This window comes from Shewanella mytili, from assembly GCF_046765975.1.
GTDB lineage: Bacteria > Pseudomonadota > Gammaproteobacteria > Enterobacterales > Shewanellaceae > Shewanella > Shewanella mytili.
In genome coordinates this window covers 341,753-363,801 of the sequence record NZ_JBKOUD010000001.1, presented here as the reverse complement: position 1 = coordinate 363,801, position 22,049 = coordinate 341,753, and the positions used below count along the sequence as shown (strand labels likewise).

19 protein-coding genes and 8 tRNA genes are annotated in these 22,049 nt (G+C 53.5%); 9 read left to right on the top strand and 18 right to left on the bottom strand.

Going from position 1 to position 22,049, the window contains the following annotated elements; translation table 11 throughout:
* Window positions 1-23 precede the first annotated feature (23 nt).
* The 3 genes from tgt to ACIDEJ_RS01625 all read right to left on the bottom strand — a co-directional run bounded on the left by tgt (window position 24) and on the right by ACIDEJ_RS01625 (window position 2,549).
* A complete protein-coding gene (gene tgt, locus ACIDEJ_RS01635; protein ID WP_411986339.1) occupies window positions 24-1,148 on the bottom strand; it encodes a tRNA guanosine(34) transglycosylase Tgt in 1,125 nt (374 codons plus the stop codon).
* Between the two features lie 143 nt (window positions 1,149-1,291).
* Complete coding sequence (gene queA, locus ACIDEJ_RS01630) at window positions 1,292-2,329, bottom strand: tRNA preQ1(34) S-adenosylmethionine ribosyltransferase-isomerase QueA (protein WP_411986338.1); 1,038 nt, start codon at window positions 2,327-2,329, stop codon at window positions 1,292-1,294.
* Window positions 2,330-2,387: 58 nt separating this feature from the next.
* Complete coding sequence (locus ACIDEJ_RS01625; RefSeq protein WP_411986337.1) at window positions 2,388-2,549, bottom strand: hypothetical protein; 162 nt, start codon at window positions 2,547-2,549, stop codon at window positions 2,388-2,390.
* Window positions 2,550-2,686: 137 nt separating this feature from the next.
* Between ACIDEJ_RS01625 and ACIDEJ_RS01620 the strand changes: the two genes are divergently transcribed.
* Both ACIDEJ_RS01620 and ACIDEJ_RS01615 read left to right on the top strand, forming a co-directional pair.
* On the top strand, window positions 2,687-3,283 hold the full coding sequence (locus ACIDEJ_RS01620) for an ACP phosphodiesterase (protein ID WP_411986336.1): 597 nt from the start codon (window positions 2,687-2,689) through the stop codon (window positions 3,281-3,283).
* Window positions 3,284-3,326: 43 nt separating this feature from the next.
* A complete protein-coding gene (locus ACIDEJ_RS01615) occupies window positions 3,327-3,980 on the top strand; it encodes an RluA family pseudouridine synthase (RefSeq protein ID WP_411986335.1) in 654 nt (217 codons plus the stop codon).
* A 40-nt stretch (window positions 3,981-4,020) separates the two neighbouring features.
* On the opposite strand, the gene ACIDEJ_RS01610 is transcribed toward ACIDEJ_RS01615, so the two are convergent.
* The 5 genes from ACIDEJ_RS01610 to ACIDEJ_RS01590 all read right to left on the bottom strand — a co-directional run bounded on the left by ACIDEJ_RS01610 (window position 4,021) and on the right by ACIDEJ_RS01590 (window position 8,098).
* Window positions 4,021-4,434: a hypothetical protein gene (locus tag ACIDEJ_RS01610; RefSeq protein WP_411986334.1), complete on the bottom strand. Its 414-nt coding sequence runs from the start codon at window positions 4,432-4,434 to the stop codon at window positions 4,021-4,023.
* Between the two features lie 253 nt (window positions 4,435-4,687).
* Window positions 4,688-5,911, bottom strand: coding sequence for a serine/threonine transporter SstT (gene sstT / locus ACIDEJ_RS01605; protein WP_411986333.1), 1,224 nt, complete (start codon window positions 5,909-5,911; stop codon window positions 4,688-4,690).
* 121 nt (window positions 5,912-6,032) lie between these two features.
* Complete coding sequence (locus ACIDEJ_RS01600; RefSeq protein ID WP_411986332.1) at window positions 6,033-6,923, bottom strand: chemotaxis protein CheV; 891 nt, start codon at window positions 6,921-6,923, stop codon at window positions 6,033-6,035.
* A gap of 107 nt (window positions 6,924-7,030) precedes the next feature.
* Complete coding sequence (locus ACIDEJ_RS01595) at window positions 7,031-7,474, bottom strand: hypothetical protein (protein WP_411986331.1); 444 nt, start codon at window positions 7,472-7,474, stop codon at window positions 7,031-7,033.
* Between the two features lie 81 nt (window positions 7,475-7,555).
* Window positions 7,556-8,098 carry a methylated-DNA--[protein]-cysteine S-methyltransferase gene (locus ACIDEJ_RS01590; RefSeq protein WP_411986330.1) on the bottom strand — a complete coding sequence of 181 codons (543 nt, stop codon included), beginning with the start codon at window positions 8,096-8,098 and terminating at the stop codon, window positions 7,556-7,558.
* A 318-nt stretch (window positions 8,099-8,416) separates the two neighbouring features.
* On the opposite strand from ACIDEJ_RS01590, the gene ACIDEJ_RS01585 reads away from it, so the two are divergent.
* Window positions 8,417-10,246 (top strand): ABC transporter ATP-binding protein, encoded by a 1,830-nt coding sequence (locus tag ACIDEJ_RS01585; RefSeq protein WP_411986565.1) that lies wholly within the window; start codon window positions 8,417-8,419, stop codon window positions 10,244-10,246.
* Window positions 10,247-10,385: 139 nt separating this feature from the next.
* Here ACIDEJ_RS01585 and ACIDEJ_RS01580 read toward each other — a convergent pair.
* The 9 genes from ACIDEJ_RS01580 to gltX all read right to left on the bottom strand — a co-directional run bounded on the left by ACIDEJ_RS01580 (window position 10,386) and on the right by gltX (window position 12,972).
* Window positions 10,386-10,461 (bottom strand) — tRNA-Ala (locus ACIDEJ_RS01580).
* A gap of 36 nt (window positions 10,462-10,497) precedes the next feature.
* A tRNA-Glu gene (locus ACIDEJ_RS01575) sits at window positions 10,498-10,573 on the bottom strand.
* A 68-nt stretch (window positions 10,574-10,641) separates the two neighbouring features.
* Window positions 10,642-10,717 (bottom strand) — tRNA-Ala (locus tag ACIDEJ_RS01570).
* 26 nt (window positions 10,718-10,743) lie between these two features.
* Window positions 10,744-10,819 (bottom strand) — tRNA-Glu (locus tag ACIDEJ_RS01565).
* Between the two features lie 90 nt (window positions 10,820-10,909).
* Window positions 10,910-10,985 (bottom strand) — tRNA-Glu (locus ACIDEJ_RS01560).
* Window positions 10,986-11,075: 90 nt separating this feature from the next.
* Window positions 11,076-11,151, bottom strand: a tRNA-Glu gene (locus tag ACIDEJ_RS01555).
* An 89-nt stretch (window positions 11,152-11,240) separates the two neighbouring features.
* Window positions 11,241-11,316: transfer RNA gene (locus tag ACIDEJ_RS01550), tRNA-Glu, on the bottom strand.
* A gap of 68 nt (window positions 11,317-11,384) precedes the next feature.
* A tRNA-Ala gene (locus ACIDEJ_RS01545) sits at window positions 11,385-11,460 on the bottom strand.
* A 102-nt stretch (window positions 11,461-11,562) separates the two neighbouring features.
* A complete protein-coding gene (gene gltX / locus ACIDEJ_RS01540; RefSeq protein ID WP_411986329.1) occupies window positions 11,563-12,972 on the bottom strand; it encodes a glutamate--tRNA ligase in 1,410 nt (469 codons plus the stop codon).
* A 416-nt stretch (window positions 12,973-13,388) separates the two neighbouring features.
* On the opposite strand from gltX, the gene ACIDEJ_RS01535 reads away from it, so the two are divergent.
* The 5 genes from ACIDEJ_RS01535 (at window position 13,389) to ACIDEJ_RS01515 (ending at window position 19,744) form a co-directional block, all read left to right on the top strand.
* Complete coding sequence (locus ACIDEJ_RS01535) at window positions 13,389-14,417, top strand: TRAP transporter substrate-binding protein (RefSeq protein WP_411986328.1); 1,029 nt, start codon at window positions 13,389-13,391, stop codon at window positions 14,415-14,417.
* A 48-nt stretch (window positions 14,418-14,465) separates the two neighbouring features.
* Window positions 14,466-15,122, top strand: coding sequence for a TRAP transporter small permease (locus ACIDEJ_RS01530; RefSeq protein WP_411986327.1), 657 nt, complete (start codon window positions 14,466-14,468; stop codon window positions 15,120-15,122).
* Complete coding sequence (locus ACIDEJ_RS01525) at window positions 15,119-16,516, top strand: TRAP transporter large permease (RefSeq protein ID WP_411986326.1); 1,398 nt, start codon at window positions 15,119-15,121, stop codon at window positions 16,514-16,516. The genes ACIDEJ_RS01530 and ACIDEJ_RS01525 overlap by 4 nt, the downstream gene beginning before the upstream one ends.
* Before the next feature lie 67 nt (window positions 16,517-16,583).
* On the top strand, window positions 16,584-18,383 hold the full coding sequence (locus ACIDEJ_RS01520) for a sensor histidine kinase (RefSeq protein WP_411986325.1): 1,800 nt from the start codon (window positions 16,584-16,586) through the stop codon (window positions 18,381-18,383).
* Window positions 18,380-19,744, top strand: a complete 1,365-nt coding sequence (locus ACIDEJ_RS01515; RefSeq protein WP_411986324.1) for a sigma-54-dependent transcriptional regulator — start codon at window positions 18,380-18,382, stop codon at window positions 19,742-19,744. Before ACIDEJ_RS01520 ends, ACIDEJ_RS01515 begins: the two co-directional genes overlap by 4 nt.
* Here the strand turns inward: ACIDEJ_RS01515 and ACIDEJ_RS01510 are convergent.
* Window positions 19,728-20,978, bottom strand: coding sequence for an MFS transporter (locus ACIDEJ_RS01510; RefSeq protein WP_411986323.1), 1,251 nt, complete (start codon window positions 20,976-20,978; stop codon window positions 19,728-19,730). The genes ACIDEJ_RS01515 and ACIDEJ_RS01510 overlap by 17 nt on opposite strands.
* A gap of 136 nt (window positions 20,979-21,114) precedes the next feature.
* Here ACIDEJ_RS01510 and ACIDEJ_RS01505 point away from each other — a divergent pair, with 136 nt between their 5' ends.
* Window positions 21,115-21,996 carry a LysR family transcriptional regulator gene (locus ACIDEJ_RS01505; RefSeq protein WP_411986322.1) on the top strand — a complete coding sequence of 294 codons (882 nt, stop codon included), beginning with the start codon at window positions 21,115-21,117 and terminating at the stop codon, window positions 21,994-21,996.
* Window positions 21,997-22,049: the final 53 nt, after the last annotated feature.

Here is a 22,049-nt window from a genome sequence, read left to right as displayed (position 1 = left end):
TTCTCTTCTTATTAACGTTGGATTCAATCAATCGGTGCAGGAACTTCACGCCCCTGACGGCTATAAAAATCCGTAACAAAGGCGTCTAATGTACCTGTCTCGATAGCGCCACGCAAACCTTCCATCAATCTTTGGTAATAACGCAGATTGTGAATGGTATTCAACCGGGCACCGAGCATCTCGTTACAACGGTCCAGATGATGCAAATAGGCCCGGGAATAGTGTTTGCATGTATAACAATCACATTCAGGATCCAATGGCGATGTGTCATCCCTGTGACGGGCGTTACGAATTTTTATCACGCCGTCACTGGTAAACAGGTGGCCATTGCGGGCGTTGCGGGTTGGCATCACGCAGTCGAACATGTCTACGCCACGGCGCACGCCTTCCACCAAATCTTCCGGCTTGCCCACTCCCATCAGGTAACGGGGTTTGTCAGCGGGGATTTGCGGGCAAACATGCTCCAAAATACGGTGCATGTCCGCTTTGGGTTCACCCACAGCCAAACCGCCGATGGCATAGCCGTCAAAGCCAATATCCACCAGGCCTTTGAGGCTTTCATCCCGCAGGGTTTCATAAATGCTGCCCTGGATGATGCCAAACAGGGAGTTGGGATTTTCCAGCCGGTCAAACTCATCCCGGGAGCGTTTGGCCCAGCGCAGCGACATCTCCATGGATTTGCGGGCTTCATCCGGTGTGGCCGGATATGGCGTGCATTCATCAAAAATCATCACGATATCCGAGCCCAGCGAGTGCTGGATTTGCATGGATTTTTCCGGATCGAGAAAGATTTTTTCGCCGTTGATGGGCGAGCGGAAGTGCACCCCTTCTTCGGTGATTTTGCGGATATCCCCCAGGCTGAACACCTGAAAGCCGCCGGAGTCTGTCAGGATGGGGCGCGGCCAGTTCATGAAGTCATGCAAATCGCCATGCTTGCGCATGATTTCTTCACCGGGGCGCAACCACAGATGAAAGGTATTACCCAGCAGAATATCCGCACCGGTGGCCCGCACTTCTTCAGGGGTCATGCCTTTAACAGTGCCGTAAGTACCTACCGGCATGAAGGCCGGGGTTTCCACCGTGCCACGGTCAAATATCAAGCGGCCACGACGGGCGCGGCCGTCGGTGGTATCTAGTTCAAATTTCATTATTTACCTCGTCAGAGAAACAGTCCGACCCTTCAGTCCACCGCATCAAGCGGCAGACCCGTAACATCAGCAGCCAAACCGCAGGCTGTTACCCCGGTTAGGCTGCGCAATTTTTATGGCGCAGTGTATCGCAGAGCGGCCTTTCAGTTTATTTTTTTGGTCACAAACATGGCATCGCCATAGCTGAAGAAACGATATTTCTCCGCCACGGCATGCTGGTAGGCTTTCATCACATGTTCATAACCGGCAAAAGCGCTCACCAGCATGATGAGCGTGGACTCGGGCAGATGGAAGTTGGTGACCATGGCATCGACCACTTTGAAATCATACCCGGGATAGATGAAGATATCGGTGTCACCGCAAAAAGGCTGCAGCTCACCGCCATTGAATTTGGCCGCACTTTCCAGCGACCGCACCGAGGTGGTACCCACGGCAATCACCCGCTTACCGGCCGCCTTGGTGGCGCGAATGGCATCCACCACCTCGGCGGGCACATTGGCCCACTCCGAGTGCATATGGTGTTGTAGCACGTCATCCACCCGTACCGGCTGAAAAGTACCCGCGCCCACATGCAAGGTGACAAAAGCCTGCTTGACCCCTTTGGCCTGCAGTTTTTGCAGCAATGCCTGATCAAAGTGCAGGCCTGCGGTAGGGGCTGCCACGGCGCCGGGATTTTTGCTGTAAACCGTCTGATAACGTTCTTTGTCCGCATCTTCATCAGGACGGTCAATATAAGGCGGCAACGGCATGTGCCCCACCGCTTCCAGCATGCCAAGAATGGTGCCATCGCCTTGCAATTCCAGCTCAAACAGGGCGTCATGGCGTGCCAGCATGGTCAGTTTGTAACCGCCATCAAGCACGATGTCAGCGCCGGGTTTGGGGGATTTTGAACTGCGGACATGTGCCAGCATGCGCTTGTCATCCAGCATGCGCTCCAGCAAGATTTCCAGCTTGCCGCCACTGGCTTTGTGGCCGAATACCCGCGCTGGTACCACCCGGGTATTGTTGAAGATCATCAAGTCGCCTTCTTGCACCAGATCCAGAATATCGGTGAAATGAAGGTCGCTGAGCGCACCACTGTTTCCTTCCAGGGTTAAAAGTCTGGAAGCACTGCGTTCAGGCATGGGGAATTTGGCGATCAACTCTTCAGGAAGATCGAAAGCAAAATCTGCAACTCGCATCGAGGCGCCTCTGCATAGCGAAAAACGACCGCTAGTCTAGGGGCTGCTCAGAACAAGATCAAGAATCCTTGGACGCTGCTCTGGTGAGATTTTTGCGCTTGAATTGTGCCGTTGCCAGCGGGGTGGCTAAAATCTGTTCAAACGGGATGTCAACCTGTACCCGTTTACGCCGGGAAGGTTGGGGTTTACCCATCAGTTTACCAAGCCAGTTCCACATCATCCTTGATCCTTAAAACCGATACATTGGAAAATTTACCAGAGCGTCACGCTCGTCATGGTTTACCTGTGCATCCGGGATGCTTTTCAGGCTATCGTGCGACATAATAGCCCGATGACAAAATCGCGCAAGTACAAATTATGAACTTTCTGGCCCCGCTGCATCTGGCCGATATCAGTAACACCTCGTTGCCCGGGCACCTGGCCGCCCAGTTTATCAAGGGCGATATTGACGCCCAGCCAAAACCCTACCGGCAAGGGATGTGGCTTGGCCAACAAATTCATCAGTTAAGTGCAGAGCACGAGCTCACCCAAGAGCTGCGAGCGCAGTTTGCCAAAGCCCTGGGGCCCATCAGCACCACCTTAATCGCCCTGGCATTTGATCATATGCTGGCCCGCTGCTGGGAGGAGTACCATTCACAGCCATTGGCGGCATTTTGCCCTAAGGCTTATCAGCAACTGGCCGCGGCCACTGAGTTGCCACAGCCCTTGCCACAGTTGTTGCCCCGAATGCAGCGGGACAACTGGCTGCAGGCATTGAGCAGCCGTAACGGGCTCAATGCCATGCTGCAACAGGCCGCGCGCCTCTCCACCACCCCGCAGCTGTTTAAAGGCACCGACAAGGTGCTGCAGCAACTGGATAGGGAAATTGAAATCAGCTTTCGTACCCTGTATCCACAATTGATGGCCTATAGCCGCATTCTGGCCCGTAAAACACCGGAACCATACCTGCCCTGAGCAGCGGTTTCTGGTAAAATGCCCGCCCGCTCAAGGAGGCTTTATGCAGAAGTTCCACTATCATCCCCCCGTATTGCCGTGGCTGGATATCCGTTATCGTGACCGTGACATCATTGTGATTAACAAACCCGCCGGTTTGCTGTCCAATCCGGGACGGGCGGAAGCCACCCATGATTGCGCCCTCACCCGCCTGCAACAACGTTACCCTGAAACCCTGCTGGTGCACCGTCTGGACTGCGCCACTTCCGGCATCATGGTGTTTGCCCGCAGCAAAAAAGCGGAGTCCAACCTGAAAACCCAATTTCAGGAGCGCCGTAATGACAAGCTTTACATTGCCGAGGTAGACGGCCATATGGCACTGGAGGAAGGCACGGTGGATTTGCCGCTGGCAGCGGATAAAGAACACCCGCCGCTGCAAAAGGTGGATGATGACGGCCGCAAAGCCATCACCCATTACCGGGTGCTGGAGCGCCGGGCCCATTCCACACTGGTGGCCCTGCAACCGGAAACCGGGCGCACCCATCAGTTAAGGGTACACATGCTGGCATTGGGGCACCCCATTCTGGGGGATGATTTTTATGGCGATGAACACATACAGCAGGCGCGGCCACGCTTGTGCCTGCATGCTGCCAGCCTGATGTTCAACCATCCATGGTCAGGCAAAGAGATGCACTTTGTCAGTGTGGCGGGATTTTAAGTGAGGGGACGTTACACCGTCAGGCATAACGTCACCATGACTAACCGTTAACCGCTTTGTCGTCAGCCTGGTTGCTGGCGACCACGCAACTGCCGTTATCGTTACAGAAACACAAGGCATGACCCTCTTGCAATAGCAGGTACTCGCCAAAAAGGTTACCGTCCAGCTCTTCCAGCCGCACCCCGTCAGCCGTGTCCCGTGCGGTCATTTCATCCAGGCTATGGCAGCCGTCACTGAACCAGGTTTCCATAAACCAGCGGCCGTTGTGTTGATACAACAACACATCGTCGTTCAGATTCTGGCGTGGATCGCGCCAGCAGCCAATCAGGCGTTTATCGCTGTGACGTAGACGTTGCAACTTGCGCCGTTTCTCTAATGCGGAGACACCCGACAATTTACTCAAACCGTGCAGCTGCACGGGGAGTTTGCCCTGAATATCCAGCAGTAACCCCATAATACTTTTGCCCCCAAGCAAACCGTGATCATGACTTTGACAAAAACAACAATTTATTTACAAAGCAAATGGTTAGTCACTATTTGACCAACTGTGCGCAGTGTAACCCATTGGCTATGCAAAAGCGCGATCAAAATCACGGTCAGCGGACTATTTCAGTAATTGGTGATATGTTTCACAACGGTAGTGGATTTTGCGGACAAAACAGAAGGCAGCCATAAGGCTGCCTTCTGTATAAACACTCATGAGCGGATTATGATTGCTGGCGCTCTGCTGCCATGCAAGCAGCCGCGGTAAACACCACATCGGTAGAGGAGTTCAGCGCCGTTTCCGCCGAATCCTGGATCACACCGATAATCATGCCCACCGCCACCACTTGCATGGCGGTATCGTTATCGATGCCAAACAAACTGCAAGCCAACGGAATTAACAACAAAGAACCGCCGGCCACCCCGGAGGCGCCGCAGGCAGACACCGCCGCCATGATGCTCAATAGCAGTGCCGTAGGCATATCCACCGGGATCCCCAGGGTATGCACCGCCGCCAATGTGAGCACGGTAATGGTAATGGCAGCACCGCCCATGTTGACGGTAGCCCCCAGCGGAATGGATACCGAGTAGGTGTCCTCATGGAGTTTCAGGCGCTCACACAACGCCATGTTCACCGGAATGTTGGCTGCACTGGAGCGGGTGAAAAATGCCGTCACGCCACTTTCCCGCAAACAGGTCAGCACCAAGGGATACGGATTGCGACGGATTTTGATGTAAACCAGCAGCGGATTGACCACCAGGGCGATAAACAGCATGACCCCCAGCAATACCCCCAGCAGATGGGCATAGCCCGCCAATACGCCAAAACCGGTTTTGGCCACGGATACGGCCACCAGCCCGAACACCCCCAAAGGCGCAAAACGGATCACAAAACGCACCATCTGGGACAAACCATGGGCAACATCCCAGAACACCTGTTTACTGGCATCAGTACCGTGGCGCAGTGTCAGCCCAAGGCCCAGCGCCCAGACCAAAATGCCGATATAGTTACCGGTAAGCAGTGCATTTACCGGGTTATCAATAAGGCGGAACAATACCGTGTGCAACACCTCCACAATATTCTGTGGCGGCATTAATTGCTGCTGGGAGGTTTGCAACTCCAGCATGGAGGGAAACATAAAGCTGGCAATCACGGAGGTGAGCGCGGCGGCAAAGGTACCCACAAGGTAGAGGATCACTATGGGCCGCATGTTGGTCTGGGTATTTTTTTTCTGGTTGGCAATGGATGCCGCAACCAGCACGAATACCAGTATGGGGGCGATGGCTTTCAGGGCGCCCACAAACAGCTCGCCTAGAAATGCGGTATTGATTGCCCACTGGGGGGCCAACACCGCCAGCAGAATACCTGCCACGATACCCACAAAGATTTGTAACACTAAACTGGTGTGAAGCAGGCGCTTCAACAACAGGGAGGGAGATGGATTCATTGCTTGACCTATCGTTATTATGCATGATGGCGAACGCCATTGACGCTACGTTTTTATCGGAGATGCGCCGGCTTGTCCAGCCACCCACAGGTAAAATCGCCGAATTTGCAATAATAACCGGTCACTTTTGTGACAACGCCTGTGCTCCTCGCAACATGGCTTCCACCAATTCCCGGGCGTCAAACTTGGTTAAGGCTTCATTGGCGCCCACTTGATGGGCCTGTCCCACACTAATTTCACTGGACAGGGAGGTGTGCAAAATAATGTAGGCATGGCGCAGCAATGGATTGTCACGTACAGCGAACGCCAGTTCATAGCCATCGAGTCCGGGCATTTCGATATCGCTCACCAAGATGTCCACCGGGCGTTTTTCTGCGGCCCAATCCTCCATCATGGATAACGCCTGCTGGCCGTTGGAGGTCACATCATAAGGAATGTTCAGCGCATCCAGTGCATCACTTAACTGCTTGCGGGCCACTTTGGAATCATCCACCAGCAAAATCCGCAGTGGTCGCAACAATTCGCGCTGAATATCGGTCACACTGGCCAACTGCTGGGCAGCTTCTGGGAAAGTGTTGGCCAGCAGCAACTCCAAATCCAGTAGCTGGATCAGCTGATTTTCATAACGGGTAACACCGGTCAGAAAGGCATTTTTGCCTAAATTTGAGGGTGGGGCTTCAATGTCATGCCAGTTGCATTCAATGATTCTTTCGATGCCCCGCACCAGAAAACCGATGACCATTCGCTGGCAGTCGGTAATGATGATATAAGCCGACTGCCGCTCCTCTGCCGTTAAGGGTTTGTACCCTACCGCCGCCGCCATATCCACGATGGGAATGGTGTTTCCCCGCACCATGGCGGCACCGACGATGGAGGGGTGGCTATTGGGCAACTGATTAAGCGGCTGAAACGGCACCAGCTCACGAATTTTCAGCGTTCCCATGGCAAACAACTGACGTGCCGACAATCGGAAAAGCAGTAATCCCTGAGACTGATTTGCCTTGTTTTTCATAAGGTATTAGCCGTTAAACCCTGGGGGAAGATAATTTAGCATAACATGTCTTAGCCCTGATGCTGCCGGTCTGTGTCGCACCCTGGCAATTTTTACCGGCAAGTGCTTCATGCCTGCAATCGGTATAACACATCAAAAATGAACTGATCCCAGCCATCCACACTAAAGGCATCATCATACAGTGTCCGCACCTGCGCCACCGCATGCACGGGAGCAGTTCCTTCGCAGACAAGCCACTGCGCCATCATGACACCGAGTAGCCCCCCATCGGCGGCGGTCATCAACAATTTATGCCCCTGCTGCAACTGATCGCTGATAAAACCGCTGGCAAGCGGCAATTGCCGGGTGAGCGCTGCCAACAGGCCATCATCGGGCACTAAAGCGCCGGGTAATGCCAGCTGCAAATGAATGATTTCCGCCGGTAATGGCTGCGGCAGCGACTGTAACTGCAACAAGGCCGACAAACCGTGCGGTTGTAACTCGTCTTGCCAGACCAAGGGAGACGCCACACGCAGTGCCGCTATATTTTCATTCAACCAGATAAGTTTCACTGACATACCACCCAACAACGCAAAAATCGGCGATGACAATAGCGCAACCCCCGTTGGTAATCGGTGATATTCAGCAAAAAATCAGGCATCAGCCCCTTCCAGTGCCAGCAGTTGCCGTTTCATCGCCTCCCCCCAAGCATACCCCCTGAGCGTCCCATTTTTGCCAATCACCCGGTGGCACGGGATCATAATGGCAATGGGGTTGGCACCGTTGGCATTGCCCACCGCTCTGGCGGCACCCGGTTTTTGCAGCCTGGCTGCCAGCTCGCCATAACTGCTGTGGCGGCCATAGGGTATCTGTAGCAATTGCTGCCAAACCTGCCGCTGAAATGGGGTGCCAGCGGGTGCCAGTGGCACCGAAAACTCGTGCAGCTCACCGGCAAAATATGCCTGTAACTGCCATGTGGCCTGTTGCAAGCACCGCTGTGCAGAGCCATGGCGCAAATTAACGCCCTCGCCAACCAGCGCCAACCGGCGGCTCAATGGCCGCAGATAACATAATCCATCAGCGTTGGCCGCCAGCCACAGAGCACCGCAAGGCGTGTCCACAATGGCCTCGGCAATGGGGGCTGGCGATGCTGATACCAGCAGTGTCGCCGGGGTATTGGCAATGCTCTCGCTCATCTGTGGCTCCGAATGTGACCCAATGATTACACCCTGCCAGTTTAGCCTGTGGGCACGCCGGGATAAAACAAAAGTCATCTTGCTGTTGTGCATCACCATGCATCTTCTTTCGTGCAGCCTTGTGCCATTGCATGCAAGACACAACATCTCAGAGCCATTCACTGCAGCAAACCTGAAAAACCGCCAAGGCTAACCAGCATGGCCTGTGGCAACAGTACGATTATCTGCACGCATGGATGCCTACAGTGCCACACCTTGTGATAAATCAGGTAAGCTATCGGCAATCATTTCCAACAAGACACCATCATGTTGCACAAGTTGTTTGCCGTTTTCGAAGGCTGGACCAAGCCGTTACCCGATATCGACCCGGCCCAGCCACCCCGTGGCTTATACGCGTTTTGTCGTCATTACACCCAAGGCTTTGAGCGGCCATTGCTGATCATGTCGCTGCTGACCGCAACACTGGCGGTGCTGGAAGTTTCATTATTCGGCTTTATGGGGCAACTGGTGGACTGGCTGGTGACCAAAGATCCCGCCACGTTACTGGCGCAGGAAGGGATGACACTGCTGGGCATGTCGCTGATGGTGTTGGTGCTGATCCCGCTGCTCACACTGGCCCATGCACTGATTGTGTATCAAAGCCTGCTGGGCAACTATCCCATGTCCATCCGCTGGCTGGCCCACAAATACCTGCTCAAACAGAGCGTCTCTTTTTATCAGAATGATTTTGCCGGGCGCATTGCCACCAAAGTGATGCAAACCTCCTTGGCCATTCGCGAAACCGTGATGAAATTGCTCGATGTGCTGGTGTACATTCTGGTGTATTTCACCTCCATGCTGGTGATGATGGCCCAGGCAGACTGGCGCATGATGCTGCCCATGTTGCTGTGGCTGGCACTTTATATCGGCTTGCAGTGGCACTTTGTCCCCCGTCTGAAACGGGTGGCCAGTGAGCAGGCGGATGCCCGCTCCACCATGACCGGACGCATTGTGGACAGTTACACCAATATCGCCACGGTCAAGTTGTTTGCCCATAACCGTCAGGAAGCGGATTATGCCCGCAACAGCATGTCGGGCTTTCTCGATACCGTATATCGCCAGATGCGGCTGGTTACCGGCATCAACGTCAGCGTGCAAGTACTCAATTACCTGCTGGCCTTTACCGTGGCCGCGCTTGCCATCTGGTTGTGGATGGGCAGCGCCATCACCGTGGGCGCCATAGCCATTGCCGTCAGTCTGGCCTTGCGGCTCAATGGCATGTCCCAGTGGATCATGTGGGAAGTCAGCGCCCTGTTTGAAAATATCGGTACCGTTACCGACGGCATGCACACCTTGTCCCAACCGGCATTGATTAACGACATGCCCGACGCCAAACCCCTGCAGATCCCCCATGGGGCTATCGATTTTAACCGGGTGAACTTCCATTACGGCGAACAAAGCGGTGTGCTGAACCAACTGGATCTGCATATCAAGCCCGGCGAAAAAATCGGCTTGGTAGGACGCTCCGGCGCCGGCAAATCCACCATGGTGAACCTGCTGATGCGTTTTTACGATGTGGAAGACGGCAGTATCTGCATTGACGGGCAAAACATTCAGCAAGTGACCCAGGATAGCCTGCGGCGCAATATTGGCATGGTGACCCAGGATACCTCGCTGCTGCACCGCTCCATCCGCGATAACATCCTTTACGGGCGCCCGGATGCCACAGAAGAAGAACTGCAACAAGCCATTGAAAAAGCCCAGGCCAAGGAATTTATTGCTACATTGACCGATCCCAAGGGCAATTACGGGCTCGATGCACAAGTGGGTGAGCGAGGCGTGAAACTTTCGGGCGGGCAACGCCAGCGCATTGCCATTGCCAGGGTACTGCTGAAAGATGCACCCATTCTTGTGCTGGATGAAGCTACCTCGGCGCTGGACTCGGAAGTGGAAGCGGCCATTCAGGAAAGTCTTTACCAGTTGATGGAAGGCAAAACCGTCATCGCCATTGCCCACAGGCTATCGACCATTGCCGCCATGGATCGCCTCATCGTGCTGGATAAAGGCCGGGTGGTAGAACAGGGAAACCATCTTGAACTGCTGCAACACCAAGGCATTTATGCCCATTTATGGGCCCATCAGACCGGCGGTTTCTTAGCAATGGATTAGGGGACAACGCCATCATGGCTGGCATAGGTGCAAACTTCGGGCTTATGCCAGCGCTAAAATCTAAAGGAATAACCCGTTTTCTGAGTTACCGGTGAATTTTGCCTACAAAAAAACCGCCAACAGGCGGTTTTTAAAGAATTGGTGGAGCTATGCGGGATCGAACCGCAGACCTCTTGCATGCCATGCAAGCGCTCTCCCAGCTGAGCTATAGCCCCAATTTTCATTCCCAAGATTACGCTTAATATTGGAAATGGCATCCCCTAGGGGATTCGAACCCCTGTTACCGCCGTGAAAGGGCGGTGTCCTAGGCCTCTAGACGAAGGGGACCCTGGACCTGTATTTTACACCGCAGCCGGTGTTTGCCAACCCGTTAAAATATAACAGCCTGACGAAAATGGTGGAGCTATGCGGGATCGAACCGCAGACCTCTTGCATGCCATGCAAGCGCTCTCCCAGCTGAGCTATAGCCCCGAAATTCTTTATCCGAAAATCGGAAATGGCATCCCCTAGGGGATTCGAACCCCTGTTACCGCCGTGAAAGGGCGGTGTCCTAGGCCTCTAGACGAAGGGGACCCTTGGACTGAAACCTGACTCTGTTTCCCGAGGCGGTATGAAACCTGCTGACTCTTTCATTCCAACCACATAAGGCAGTGCGATTGAAATTGGCATCCCCTAGGGGATTCGAACCCCTGTTACCGCCGTGAAAGGGCGGTGTCCTAGGCCTCTAGACGAAGGGGACCCTTGGACTGAAACCTGACTCTGTTTCCCGAGGCGGTATGAAACCTGCTGACTCTTTCATTCCAACCACATAAGGCAGTGCGATTGAAATTGGCATCCCCTAGGGGATTCGAACCCCTGTTACCGCCGTGAAAGGGCGGTGTCCTAGGCCTCTAGACGAAGGGGACCCTGGACTGAAACCTGACTCTGTTTCCCGAGGCGGTATGAAACCTGCTGACTCTTTCATTCCAACCACATAAGGCAGTGCGATTGAAATTGGCATCCCCTAGGGGATTCGAACCCCTGTTACCGCCGTGAAAGGGCGGTGTCCTAGGCCTCTAGACGAAGGGGACCCTGGACCTGTGTTTTACACCGCTGCCGGTGTCAGCCAAACCAATCAAACAATCGCTTTGGCAGAAATTGGTGGAGCTATGCGGGATCGAACCGCAGACCTCTTGCATGCCATGCAAGCGCTCTCCCAGCTGAGCTATAGCCCCGAACCGCTTATCACATTTGAGTGAGCAACAGTAAACTGCCACCCCATGTCTCAAGTGCGTGGCGCATTCTATGCAGCGCACCCAAATGTGTCAACGCATTTTTTAGGAATTTATTCTAGCTGCTACAAATTCCACCGCTTTGGAGATTCTTTGCTCGCAACGGGCTTTCCCGATAAGAAACAGCGTAATATCCAAAGAGGGTGACTGCCCTACCCCGGTCACGGCAACCCGCAGCGGCATGCCCACTTTGCCCATGCCTACCTCCAGTTCGGTGGCAGTGGCTTCAATGGCGCCATGAATGGCTTCCAGCGTCCATTCAGGCAACGCGGCCAGCTTTTGTTGCACCAGCTTTAAGGGTTCCATTGCCACACCGCGCAAATGCTTCTTGGCAGCGGTGGCTTCAAACTCTGCAAAATCCTCATAAAAATAGCGACTGTGCTCCGCCATCTCCTTAAGGGTTTTGCTGCGCTCGGCCAATGCGGTCACAATTTGTGACAGTGCAGGGCCATTGCTGGTATCAATTTTCTGATCCGCCATATGCCAGGCCAGGAATTTGGCAACATATTCAGGATCCAGGGTTTTGAGGTAGTGCTGGTTCAGCCACTGCAGTTTTTCCGTATTAAAGGCAGAAGCGGCTTTGTTGATGTCATCCAGCTTGAAGAACTGCACCATCTCTTCCATGGAGAAGATTTCCTGATCCCCATGGGACCAGCCCAAACGCACCAGATAGTTCAGCAGGGCTTCCGGCAGATAACCGTCATCCCGGTACTGCATCACGCTGACAGCCCCGTGACGTTTGGACAATTTGGCGCCATCATCCCCGAGGATCATGGCCACATGGGCATATTCAGGGATTGGTGCGCCCAGGGCTTTTAAGATGTTGATCTGTTTTGGCGTATTGTTGATATGGTCTTCGCCGCGGATCACGCAAGTGATCCCCATGTCCCAGTCATCCACCACCACGCAGAAGTTATAGGTAGGGGTGCCATCGCTACGGGCAATAATCAAATCGTCCAGCTCTTCGTTGGCAATTTCAATGCGGCCACGCACGTGGTCATCAAATACCACGCTGCCCTCTTGCGGCATTTTAAAACGGATGACATAGGGCTCATCAGTGTCGCGGGGGGCGGCATCACGGCAGCAGCCATCGTATTTTTGGCGTTCACCTTTAGCGGCCTGTTCTTCCCGCAGCGTTTCCAGCCGCGCTTTAGAACAGTAACACTTATAGGCTTTACCCTCTTCCAGCAGTTTTGCAATCACTTCATTGTAACGGTCAAAACGCTTGGTCTGGTAATAAGGGCCTTCGTCCCAGTTCAGGCCAAGCCATTCCATACCTTCAAGAATGGCATCCACTGCTGCCTGGGTTGAACGCTCCAGATCCGTATCTTCAATACGCAGTACAAACTCACCGTTATTCGAACGGGCATGAAGCCAGGAATAAAGAGCTGTACGGGCACCGCCCACATGTAAATAGCCGGTTGGGCTAGGAGCAAAACGCGTCTTGATGGTCATAATCGAACACTAACCTTATTGATAAGGAGCCTGTTCACAGGCGAGTGAAAAAAAGAACGTTCATTCTACCAGCCATGGCCGCCAGGGGGAAAGGGTTAACCGCAAGCCCGCCCATTCTGCGGCATGTCATGACGCGGTCACAAATCGCCCCGAAATGCCACCTGCAAAATGGGTGGATTTCCGCCCATCAAGGTAAATAATGTGAGCCATTTCTCACACATTACAAAAACGAACGTGACAAACATCAAACTCAACACACTTTAATAACCAACAAGTTACAAAATAATTACCAAACTGGCGCATAACTTGCCTTGACTAAAATAACCTTCGGGGAAATTAACGCTGTGTTCCCCTGGCTCAGATACGTATTTATGGGGCTCGTATCTGCAATGACTATAAATTAAAAGGAATCCAAGATGACTATAAAAAGTATTAAGCACTTCAGTATGTTATCTCAGCCACTGAAAACGCTGGCCAAACTCGCACTGGTGGGGGGCGTCATGGCGACCAGTTTTCTTGCCAGTGCAGCGCCGGTGGAGATCAAGTTCTCTCACGTGGTGGCCGAAAACACTCCGAAGGGGCAGGCGGCATTAAAGTTCAAGGCCTTGGTGGAGCAGCGTCTGCCGGGCGAATACAAAGTCAGCGTATTTCCCAATTCACAGCTTTTCGGTGACAACAATGAGCTGGCGGCACTGCTGCTGAACGACGTACAGTTTGTGGCACCGTCGCTGTCAAAATTCGAGCGTTACACCAAAAAACTGCAGCTGTTTGATCTGCCGTTCCTGTTTCAGGACATGGCCGCGGTAGAGCGTTTTCAGCAAAGCCCTGAAGGACAAAAACTGCTGGGGGCAATGAAACGCAAAGGCATTATCGGCATGGGCTATCTGCATAACGGCATGAAGCAGTTTACCGCTAACCATCCGCTGTTGTTGCCCACTGACGCCTCCGGCAAGAAATTCCGCGTCATGGCCTCTGACGTACTGGCAGCCCAGTTCCAGACCCTTGATGCCATTGCCGTGAAAAAACCCTTCTCGGAAGTGTTCACCCTGTTGCAAACCCGCGCCATTGATGGCCAGGAAAACACCTGGTCCAATATCTACTCCAAAAAATTCTATGAAGTGCAGTCTTACATCACTGAAAGTAATCACGGCGTGCTGGATTACATGGTGGTGACCTCTGACACGTTCTGGAAAAACCTGCCGGCTGACAAACGCGAGGTGATCAAGCAATGCCTGGATGAAGCCATTGCTTACGGTAACAAAATGGCAGCCGACAAAAATGCACAGGACCGTCAGGCCATTATTGATTCCAAAATCTCCAAAGTGGTTGAGTTAACCCCAGAGCAGCGCCAGGCTTGGGTTAATGCCATGAAGCCCGTCTGGAAAAAATTCGAAGACCAAATCGGTAAGGACACCATCAAGGCTGCGGAGTCAGCCAACCAGTAACGTTGTCCGGGGGCGGCAACGCCCCCTTTTGCCACTGGGGATGCACTTATGCTAACGCGATTTTTCAATTACTTCGAAGAAAGTTTTCTCAATATCCTGATCTCTGCCATGACCATTCTGGTGTTCGCAGAGGTGATTGCGCGCTTCTTTTTCAATGTGGGTTTCTTATGGATACAGGAACTGACCTTGACCATTGCCGGCTGGTTCGTGCTGTTTGGCATGTCCTACGGCGTGAAAGTGGGCGCTCACATCGGCGTGGATGCGCTGGTTAAAAAACTGCCGCCCACCACCCGCAAATACACCGCGCTGCTGGCCATCAGTGTGTGTCTGGTGTACTGCTCACTGTTTCTGGTGGGCAGCTGGGACTACCTGAAACAGATGTATCACATTGGCGTTCCCATGGAGGACATCAAGTTTCCTGTCGCCTGGGTGGCGGGGCTGGATGCAGACAAGCTGTGGGACTTATGGCGCATTGACGTGGAAGACCCTCGGGTGCCGGTCTGGATGTCCCAAAGCATTCTGCTGTTTGGTTTCATCATGCTGACCTGGCGTTTTGTGGAGCTGTTCATCGCCATTTTGCGCAACCAGTCCCAGGGTTTTAGTTTTCATGACGAAGCCAAAGAAAGCATGCAGCTGGCCGAGGAAGCCGTCAGCCACGGAAAATCCCATAACAATAACCATTCGGATCCGCAGGTGAAGCCATGACCATTGCCACGCTGTTTATTACCCTGTTCGTTTGCATGTTACTGGGCATGCCCATTGCGATTGCGTTGGGATTTTCCAGCATGCTGACCATCTTGCTGTTTTCCACGGATTCGCTGGCCTCCATTGCGCTGAAACTTTACGCCTCCACCTCCGAGCACTACACGCTGCTGGCCATCCCTTTTTTCATTTTGTCATCGGCGTTTTTGTCTACCGGTGGCGTGGCCCGGCGCATCATTGATTTTGCCATGGACAGTGTGGGGCACATTCGCGGCGGGCTGGCCATGGCCTCGGTAATGGCCTGCATGCTGTTTGCGGCGGTTTCCGGCTCCTCCCCTGCCACGGTCGCCGCCATTGGCTCCATCGTGATTGTGGGCATGGTGCGAGCGGGCTATCCGGAAAAATTTGCCGCAGGGGTGATTACCACCTCCGGCACCTTGGGGATATTGATCCCGCCCTCCATCGTGATGCTGGTTTATGCTGCCGCTACAGAAGTCTCGGCCGCCAGAATGTTCATGGCAGGGCTTATCCCCGGCCTGATGATGGGCGGCTTGCTGATGCTGGCCATTTACATTACCGCCAGGATCAAAGGCTTGCCATCGCAGCCCTTCCCGGGCGTACGCAAGCTGACCGTCTCCTTTGCCAAGGCCATGGGCGGGCTGATGCTGATTGTAATTGTGCTGGGCTCCATTTATGGCGGGATTGCCAGCCCCACAGAAGCTGCAGCGGTGGCCTGTGTCTATGCCTATCTGGTGGCGGTGTTTGGTTACCGTGACATCGGCCCGCTGAAAAATGTGGCCTGGCGCAATCCCGGTGAAAACCTGATTGCCGCCGCTGGACGCAATTTGTGGCACATGGTGCTGGGGCTGATAAAAACCCCCATTGATAAAGAGGTGCGCACCGTAGTGAATGATGGCGCCAAGGTGTCCATCATGCTGCTGTTTATCATCGGCAATGCCATGCTGTTTGCCCATGTGCTGACCACCGAGCGCATCCCCCACACCATTGCCGAAATCATTGTGAACTGGGGCTTACCGGCTTGGGGCTTTTTGATTATCGTCAACCTGCTGTTGCTGGCGGCGGGCAACTTCATGGAGCCTTCAGCCATTTTGCTGATTATGGCACCCATTTTGTTTCCCATTGCCACCCAGCTTGGCATTGACCCCATCCACTTGGGGATCATCATGGTGGTCAACATGGAAATCGGCATGTTAACGCCGCCGGTGGGGCTTAACTTGTTTGTGACGTCGGGGATCACCAACCGTAGTATCGGCTGGGTTATCCAGGCTTGTCTGCCTTGGTTGCTGTTGCTGTTGTCCTTCCTGATTATCATCACCTACGTGCCGCAGGTATCACTGGCATTGCCAGAATATCTGGACAGTCTGCGCACACGTTAGCTTGAAAAATCCGGCCGTATCGGCGAGTCTAGGCCAGACTCGCCGAAATTTAGAGCAATGGCCAGACATGCAGACACACTCTTTGCTTAGTAAACGTCTGCTGATCAGCATTTTGTTGATTGGCGGACTCTTAATCACCCTCAAGCTTACCTATTGGTATCACCTGCAACAGGGATTCGCCCAAGCGCAACCCCTGGCCCAAAAACAGCTCAAAGAGGTGATTAACTTCATTGATGGCGCGCTTATCCGCTATGAAAGCATTCCGCAGGTGCTATCCACCAACCCGGTGCTGGCAAAAGCCTTGCAACACAGTGATGACGCCAAAGAAATCCAGTTGATCAATCGCTACTTTGAAGAGATCCAGTATGTGACCGAAGCCTCCGACATCTATCTGCTGAACCAGCACGGTGATGCGGTGGCCGCCAGCAACTGGCAGGAAACCTACTCTTTCATCGGACAAAATTACGGTTTTCGTCCCTACTATACCGAGGCCATGGCCGGCCGGCTTGGCAGCTATTACGCCGTGGGCACCTCCTCTGACACCCGGGGATTTTATTTCGCTTATCCGGTTCAGGAGCAAGGCACCGTGCTCGGGGTCATTGTGGTCAAAGTGGATATTGCCGACATTGAAGTCCAGCTTACCGGGCTGGCCCAATCCGGCCAATATGAACTGTCCATCAGCGGCGATGATCAGGTGATTTTTGCGGCCAGCATGCCGAACTGGCGCCTTAAGTCACTGGTACCGCTGGATGATGCCCGCCACCAAGACATCAGTAAAAGCCGCCGCTATGCCAACCGGGTGATCAGTGCCTTGCCGTTGCAACCGCCCTACTCGCCAGACATCAATCCGGAAAAACCGCCCATTTACCAATTTCCCACCTCCTACGGTGAAGCCCAGTTCATTGACACCTGCAGTGAAATGACCAAGGCCGGTTGGCATGTGCATGTCATGACCCCGGTAAAACCCCTGTACAGCGCCCTGCCGCCCCTGCTGTTACTGTCCACCTGTGTGTACCTGCTGGGGGCATTGGCCTTATTGTTCAGTCTGGAGCGCCGTAAAAACATGCGGCGGATGCAACAGGCGCAACAACTGCTGGAATACCGGGTGCAAGAGCGCACCCGGGAATTGCAGGATGCCAACCAGAAACTGCAAGACACCCAGGATGAACTGGTACAGGCCGCCAAACTGACCGTTATCGGCAGTCTGTCGGCCAGTATCAATCACGAAATCAACCAGCCACTGGCGGCCCTTCGCAGCTATGCCCAAAACACCCAGGTGTTACTCAACCGTCAGATGCAGGACAAGGCACAGGAAAACCTCACCACCATTATCAGCCTGAGCGATCGGCTGGCTGAGATTGTCTCTCAGTTCAAGAGTTTTACCCGCAAGAGCAAGGGGCTGGACAAACCCACGCTGATACGCAACACCATAGAGGATGCACTCACCATTGTGGCGCCCGCCATTGAAAAACATCAGGTACAGCTGCAATTGCAACTGCCGGATGCCCCGTTACGCTTTTTTGGTGATAAAGTAAGGCTACAACAGGTACTGGTAAATCTTATCAGCAATGCCATTACCGCCATGCAGCAATCAGCGGAACGATTACTCACCATTACCATCAGTGCCGATGAACAGCTTTGTATTCAGATCCGCGATTCAGGCCCTGGAGTCAATGAAAGCCAAATGGAAAAGATTTTTGAACCCTATTTCACCACCAGCCAACGCCAAGGACTGGGGCTCGGTCTGTCGATTTCCCGCCGGATAGTAGAATCCATGAATGGCAGCATCAGTGTTGCCAATGCCGCTGGCGGCGGCGCCGAATTTAAAATCCTGCTGCCGTTATGCCCGCAGGAGGATCTGCTATGAGCCATGAAGAGGCGACCGTACTCATCCTGGATGATGAACCCCACATAGGCACCGTATTGACCCAGCTGTTTGAGCTGGAAGGCATTCCCGCCAAAGCCAGCACCCACCCCCAGGACATTCTGCGGTTACTGGACCGCAACTGGATGGGCGTGGTGATAACCGACGTTAACATGCCGGGGATGGATGGCATCAGCGTGATGCAGCAAATCCAGCAACAAGACCCGGATGTACCGGTGATCCTAATCACCGGCTTTGGCGACATTGCCATGGCGGTAAGCGCGGTAAAACAAGGGGCCTATGATTTTCTGGAAAAACCCTTCAACAATGAACATATTCTGGATGTGGTCAAACGGGCACTGGAAAAACGCGCCCTGACCCTGGAAAACCGCAAACTGAAACAGGAGCTGGAATCCCAGCGGCTGCCGGGCCCCAGGATCCTCGGTAATAGTCCGGGCATTTGCCAGATGCGCCATATCATCCATCAGGTGCTGGATACCCCTGCAGACATTCTGGTGCACGGCGAAACCGGCACAGGCAAAGAACTGGTTGCCCGCTACCTGCACGATCACAGCCCCCGGGGCGCGGCCAACTTTGTGGCCATTAACTGTGGTGCCATTCCGGAAACCATCATCGAGAGCGAGCTTTTTGGCGCAGAGGCCGGTGCCTTTACCGGGGCGGACAAAACCCGCATTGGCAAATTTGAATATGCCAATGGCGGCACGCTGTTTCTGGATGAAATTGAAAGCACCCCCATGTCACTGCAGGTAAAACTGCTGCGGGTACTGGAAGATCGCAAGGTGGTGCGCCTTGGCTCCAACAAAAGCATCCCGTTGGATATCCGTATCATTGCGGCCACCAAAGTGGATTTGAAGGCCTTGTGCGATAAAGGGGAATTTCGCCATGACCTCTTCTATCGGCTGAATTTGGTCACCATTGAAATTCCGCCGCTGCGGGAGCGCCGGGAAGATATTGCGCTGCTGTTTTTACATTTTGCCCGGGTGGCCTCTGCCCGTTACCACAAAGAACTTATCGCCCTTGATGCCTCCCAGTCCGTACGCTTATGCACTTACGACTGGCCGGGTAACGTGCGTGAGCTGCGCAATCTGGCAGAGCGTTACGTACTGCTGGGCAGCGATGCGGCCTTTGGCGCCATGACCAGCGGTGATTTGCTTCATAGCGGCATGTCGCTCACCCAGCGCGTCGAGTTTTTTGAGCGCCTGTTGATTGAGGATGCCCTCAGCCATAACAAGGGCTCCATCAAGCACACCATGGAGCAGCTGGAGCTGCCTCGCAAAACCCTTTACGACAAAATGCGCAAATATCATCTTGAGCGTAAAGACTTCATCAATGATGAGCTTTAGCCAGCGGCGGGGTTAGCGGTGCCTGGCGCTGCTCGCAGCCCAGGCGCCACACCGCCACGGAAATGGCCACCAGCAACAGCATGGAGCCCGCCACAATGCCCTGCCAGGCGCTGTGTTGCCAAAACCACATCAAATACGGGCCCCCCACCGCCGCGCCCAAATAATAAAAACACAGGTACAAGGAGGTGGCTTTGGCCCGATGCCGATTGGCCCGCATGGCCACAAACGAGTTGCAGCAGCTGTGGGTCACAAAAAAGCCGCAACTGCTCAGCAAAAATCCCAGACAGATGGCCACTTGATTTTCCATCAAGGTCAGCAAGGTGCCCGCCAGCATCAACAACAGCGACACTTTGAACAGGGGCAGCTGCCCGTAACGGATAATCCAGCGGGCAGAGAAATACGAAGCAATGGTGCCACTGCTGTAACACAAAAAGATCAGCGTGGCCTGAAAACGCCCCCAGGAATAAGGCTCTGCCATCAACCGCAACTGAATGAAACTGTACTGATTGACCATCATCATGAACGTCACGCCACCGATGATGTACGCCAGCCGCATCTGGTGATCCTGCAGATGCCGTAAAAAGCCCCGCAAATCAATACGGCTTTTTTGGCCAAACTGCCAATGCCGTGCCCGGTGCTCATGCTTGGTGGCGTTGCTGGCGCTTGGCAGTAACCAGCTGGTCAGCATTACCCCCAACAGGCTTACCGCTAACAGGAGCCACATGGCCCCCTGCCAGTTAAGGTACTGGGACAACGCGCCCCCCAGCAAACGCCCGGCAATACCACCACAACTGTTGGCGGTAATGTACACCGCAGCGGCTTTCAACATGGTTTGCGGCTGCAGCTGCTCTTTAAAATATGCCATGGCAATCGCGGGCAGAGAGGCCAATAACACGCCCTGCAATAAACGCACCGCCACCAAGGCCTCAAAGCTGCTGACATAAATCAGTAAAATATTGGAGAGCGCCAGCCCCCACAGGCTCCAGACAATCGGCTTATGCCGACCAATGCGATCTGACACCACCGCATAAATCAGTAATGAAAATGCCAGCGTAAAGCTGGTGACCGACAGTACCAGCGCCGAGCGGGCCATGGACACCTGAAACTGCTCGGCAATCAGCGGCAACATCCCTTGCATCATATATAAATTGATATATATAACCACTGACGCCACACACAACGCCCAAATCAGACGATTATCCCGGGTCATGCGAGCCAGCGTATCCTTTCCCATGATGTGACACACCTCAAACTTTTATCCTTGTGAGTTAAAGATTAGCACGCACTAAAACATAACAATAATAGATAAAAAATATAACATTCATTGTTTTTTGTTATGCTAACGATGCAGCGTGTTCACGGAGAATGATGTGGATCTCAAGCAATTGCGTTATCTGGATGCCTTGGTTCGCCATGGCAGCTTTACCCGTGCGGCCAATAAGCTCAACCTGGCACAGCCGGCACTGAGCCAGAGCATTAAACGACTGGAGCAATCCCTGGGGGTCACCCTGGTAGACAGACGCCAACGAAAAGGTGAACGGGGGTTGAAGCTCACTGCCGAAGGCGAAACCTTGCACCAATATGCTGTGCTGATCCTCAAACAGCTACAACAGGCAGAAAACCACATTCGCGCCATGGCCGAATTGTCAAAAGGTGAAGTGCGGGTGGCAGTGCCGGGAATGTTGGGCTCTTTTTATCTTCCCAGCCGCTTAATGGCATTCCGCCATCAATATCCCGGTTTAAAGCTGTCCCTGTTTGAAGGGGGCACTCGCGATGCGCTGCGCATGTTACAGCAGCAGGAAGTGGACATTGCCATTATTACCGCCCAGGATCTGCAACCGGAATTTGACTCCAAAATTCTGGTGAATGAACAGATGGTGGTGGCCACTTCACTGGATCATCCGTTGGCGGAACAAACACAGGTCACGTTGCCACAGTTTTTTGAACATGAACTGGTGATGTTCAAACGGGGCTATTATCACCGGGAGTGGATACTGCAACAGGCAGAAAAACTTGGACTACAGCCACAAATCGCCTTTGAAACCAACCTGATTAACCTGATTAAGCAGGTGGTGCATCAGGGGTATGCCATTACCACCGTACTGGAAATGGTCATCACGCCCAATGATGCCATTTTGGCGCTGCCGTTTTCGCCGCCAGTATATTTGGAGCTACATATTGCCTGGCAAAAACAGCGCCCGTTAAGTCAGGCAGATCAAGCATTTGTACAGTTCTTACTGGCAAATAAATAGGCCCCGCATGTGCGGGGCCTCGTCTACAATCACCACATTAAGCAGCAGGCAAC

Excerpts from the sequence above, each read along its gene's own strand:
- tgt (WP_411986339.1), bottom strand. The coding sequence starts at position 1,148 with ATGAAATTTGAACTAGATACCACCGACGGCCGCGCCCGTCGTGGCCGC.
- queA (WP_411986338.1), bottom strand. The coding sequence starts at position 2,329 with ATGCGAGTTGCAGATTTTGCTTTCGATCTTCCTGAAGAGTTGATCGCC.
- ACIDEJ_RS01625 (WP_411986337.1), bottom strand. The coding sequence starts at position 2,549 with ATGATGTGGAACTGGCTTGGTAAACTGATGGGTAAACCCCAACCTTCC.
- ACIDEJ_RS01620 (WP_411986336.1), top strand. The coding sequence starts at position 2,687 with ATGAACTTTCTGGCCCCGCTGCATCTGGCCGATATCAGTAACACCTCG.
- ACIDEJ_RS01615 (WP_411986335.1), top strand. The coding sequence starts at position 3,327 with ATGCAGAAGTTCCACTATCATCCCCCCGTATTGCCGTGGCTGGATATC.
- ACIDEJ_RS01610 (WP_411986334.1), bottom strand. The coding sequence starts at position 4,434 with ATGGGGTTACTGCTGGATATTCAGGGCAAACTCCCCGTGCAGCTGCAC.
- sstT (WP_411986333.1), bottom strand. The coding sequence starts at position 5,911 with ATGAATCCATCTCCCTCCCTGTTGTTGAAGCGCCTGCTTCACACCAGT.
- ACIDEJ_RS01600 (WP_411986332.1), bottom strand. The coding sequence starts at position 6,923 with ATGAAAAACAAGGCAAATCAGTCTCAGGGATTACTGCTTTTCCGATTG.
- ACIDEJ_RS01590 (WP_411986330.1), bottom strand. The coding sequence starts at position 8,098 with ATGAGCGAGAGCATTGCCAATACCCCGGCGACACTGCTGGTATCAGCA.
- gltX (WP_411986329.1), bottom strand. The coding sequence starts at position 12,972 with ATGACCATCAAGACGCGTTTTGCTCCTAGCCCAACCGGCTATTTACAT.
- ACIDEJ_RS01535 (WP_411986328.1), top strand. The coding sequence starts at position 13,389 with ATGACTATAAAAAGTATTAAGCACTTCAGTATGTTATCTCAGCCACTG.
- ACIDEJ_RS01530 (WP_411986327.1), top strand. The coding sequence starts at position 14,466 with ATGCTAACGCGATTTTTCAATTACTTCGAAGAAAGTTTTCTCAATATC.
- ACIDEJ_RS01525 (WP_411986326.1), top strand. The coding sequence starts at position 15,119 with ATGACCATTGCCACGCTGTTTATTACCCTGTTCGTTTGCATGTTACTG.
- ACIDEJ_RS01520 (WP_411986325.1), top strand. The coding sequence starts at position 16,584 with ATGCAGACACACTCTTTGCTTAGTAAACGTCTGCTGATCAGCATTTTG.
- ACIDEJ_RS01515 (WP_411986324.1), top strand. The coding sequence starts at position 18,380 with ATGAGCCATGAAGAGGCGACCGTACTCATCCTGGATGATGAACCCCAC.
- ACIDEJ_RS01510 (WP_411986323.1), bottom strand. The coding sequence starts at position 20,978 with ATGGGAAAGGATACGCTGGCTCGCATGACCCGGGATAATCGTCTGATT.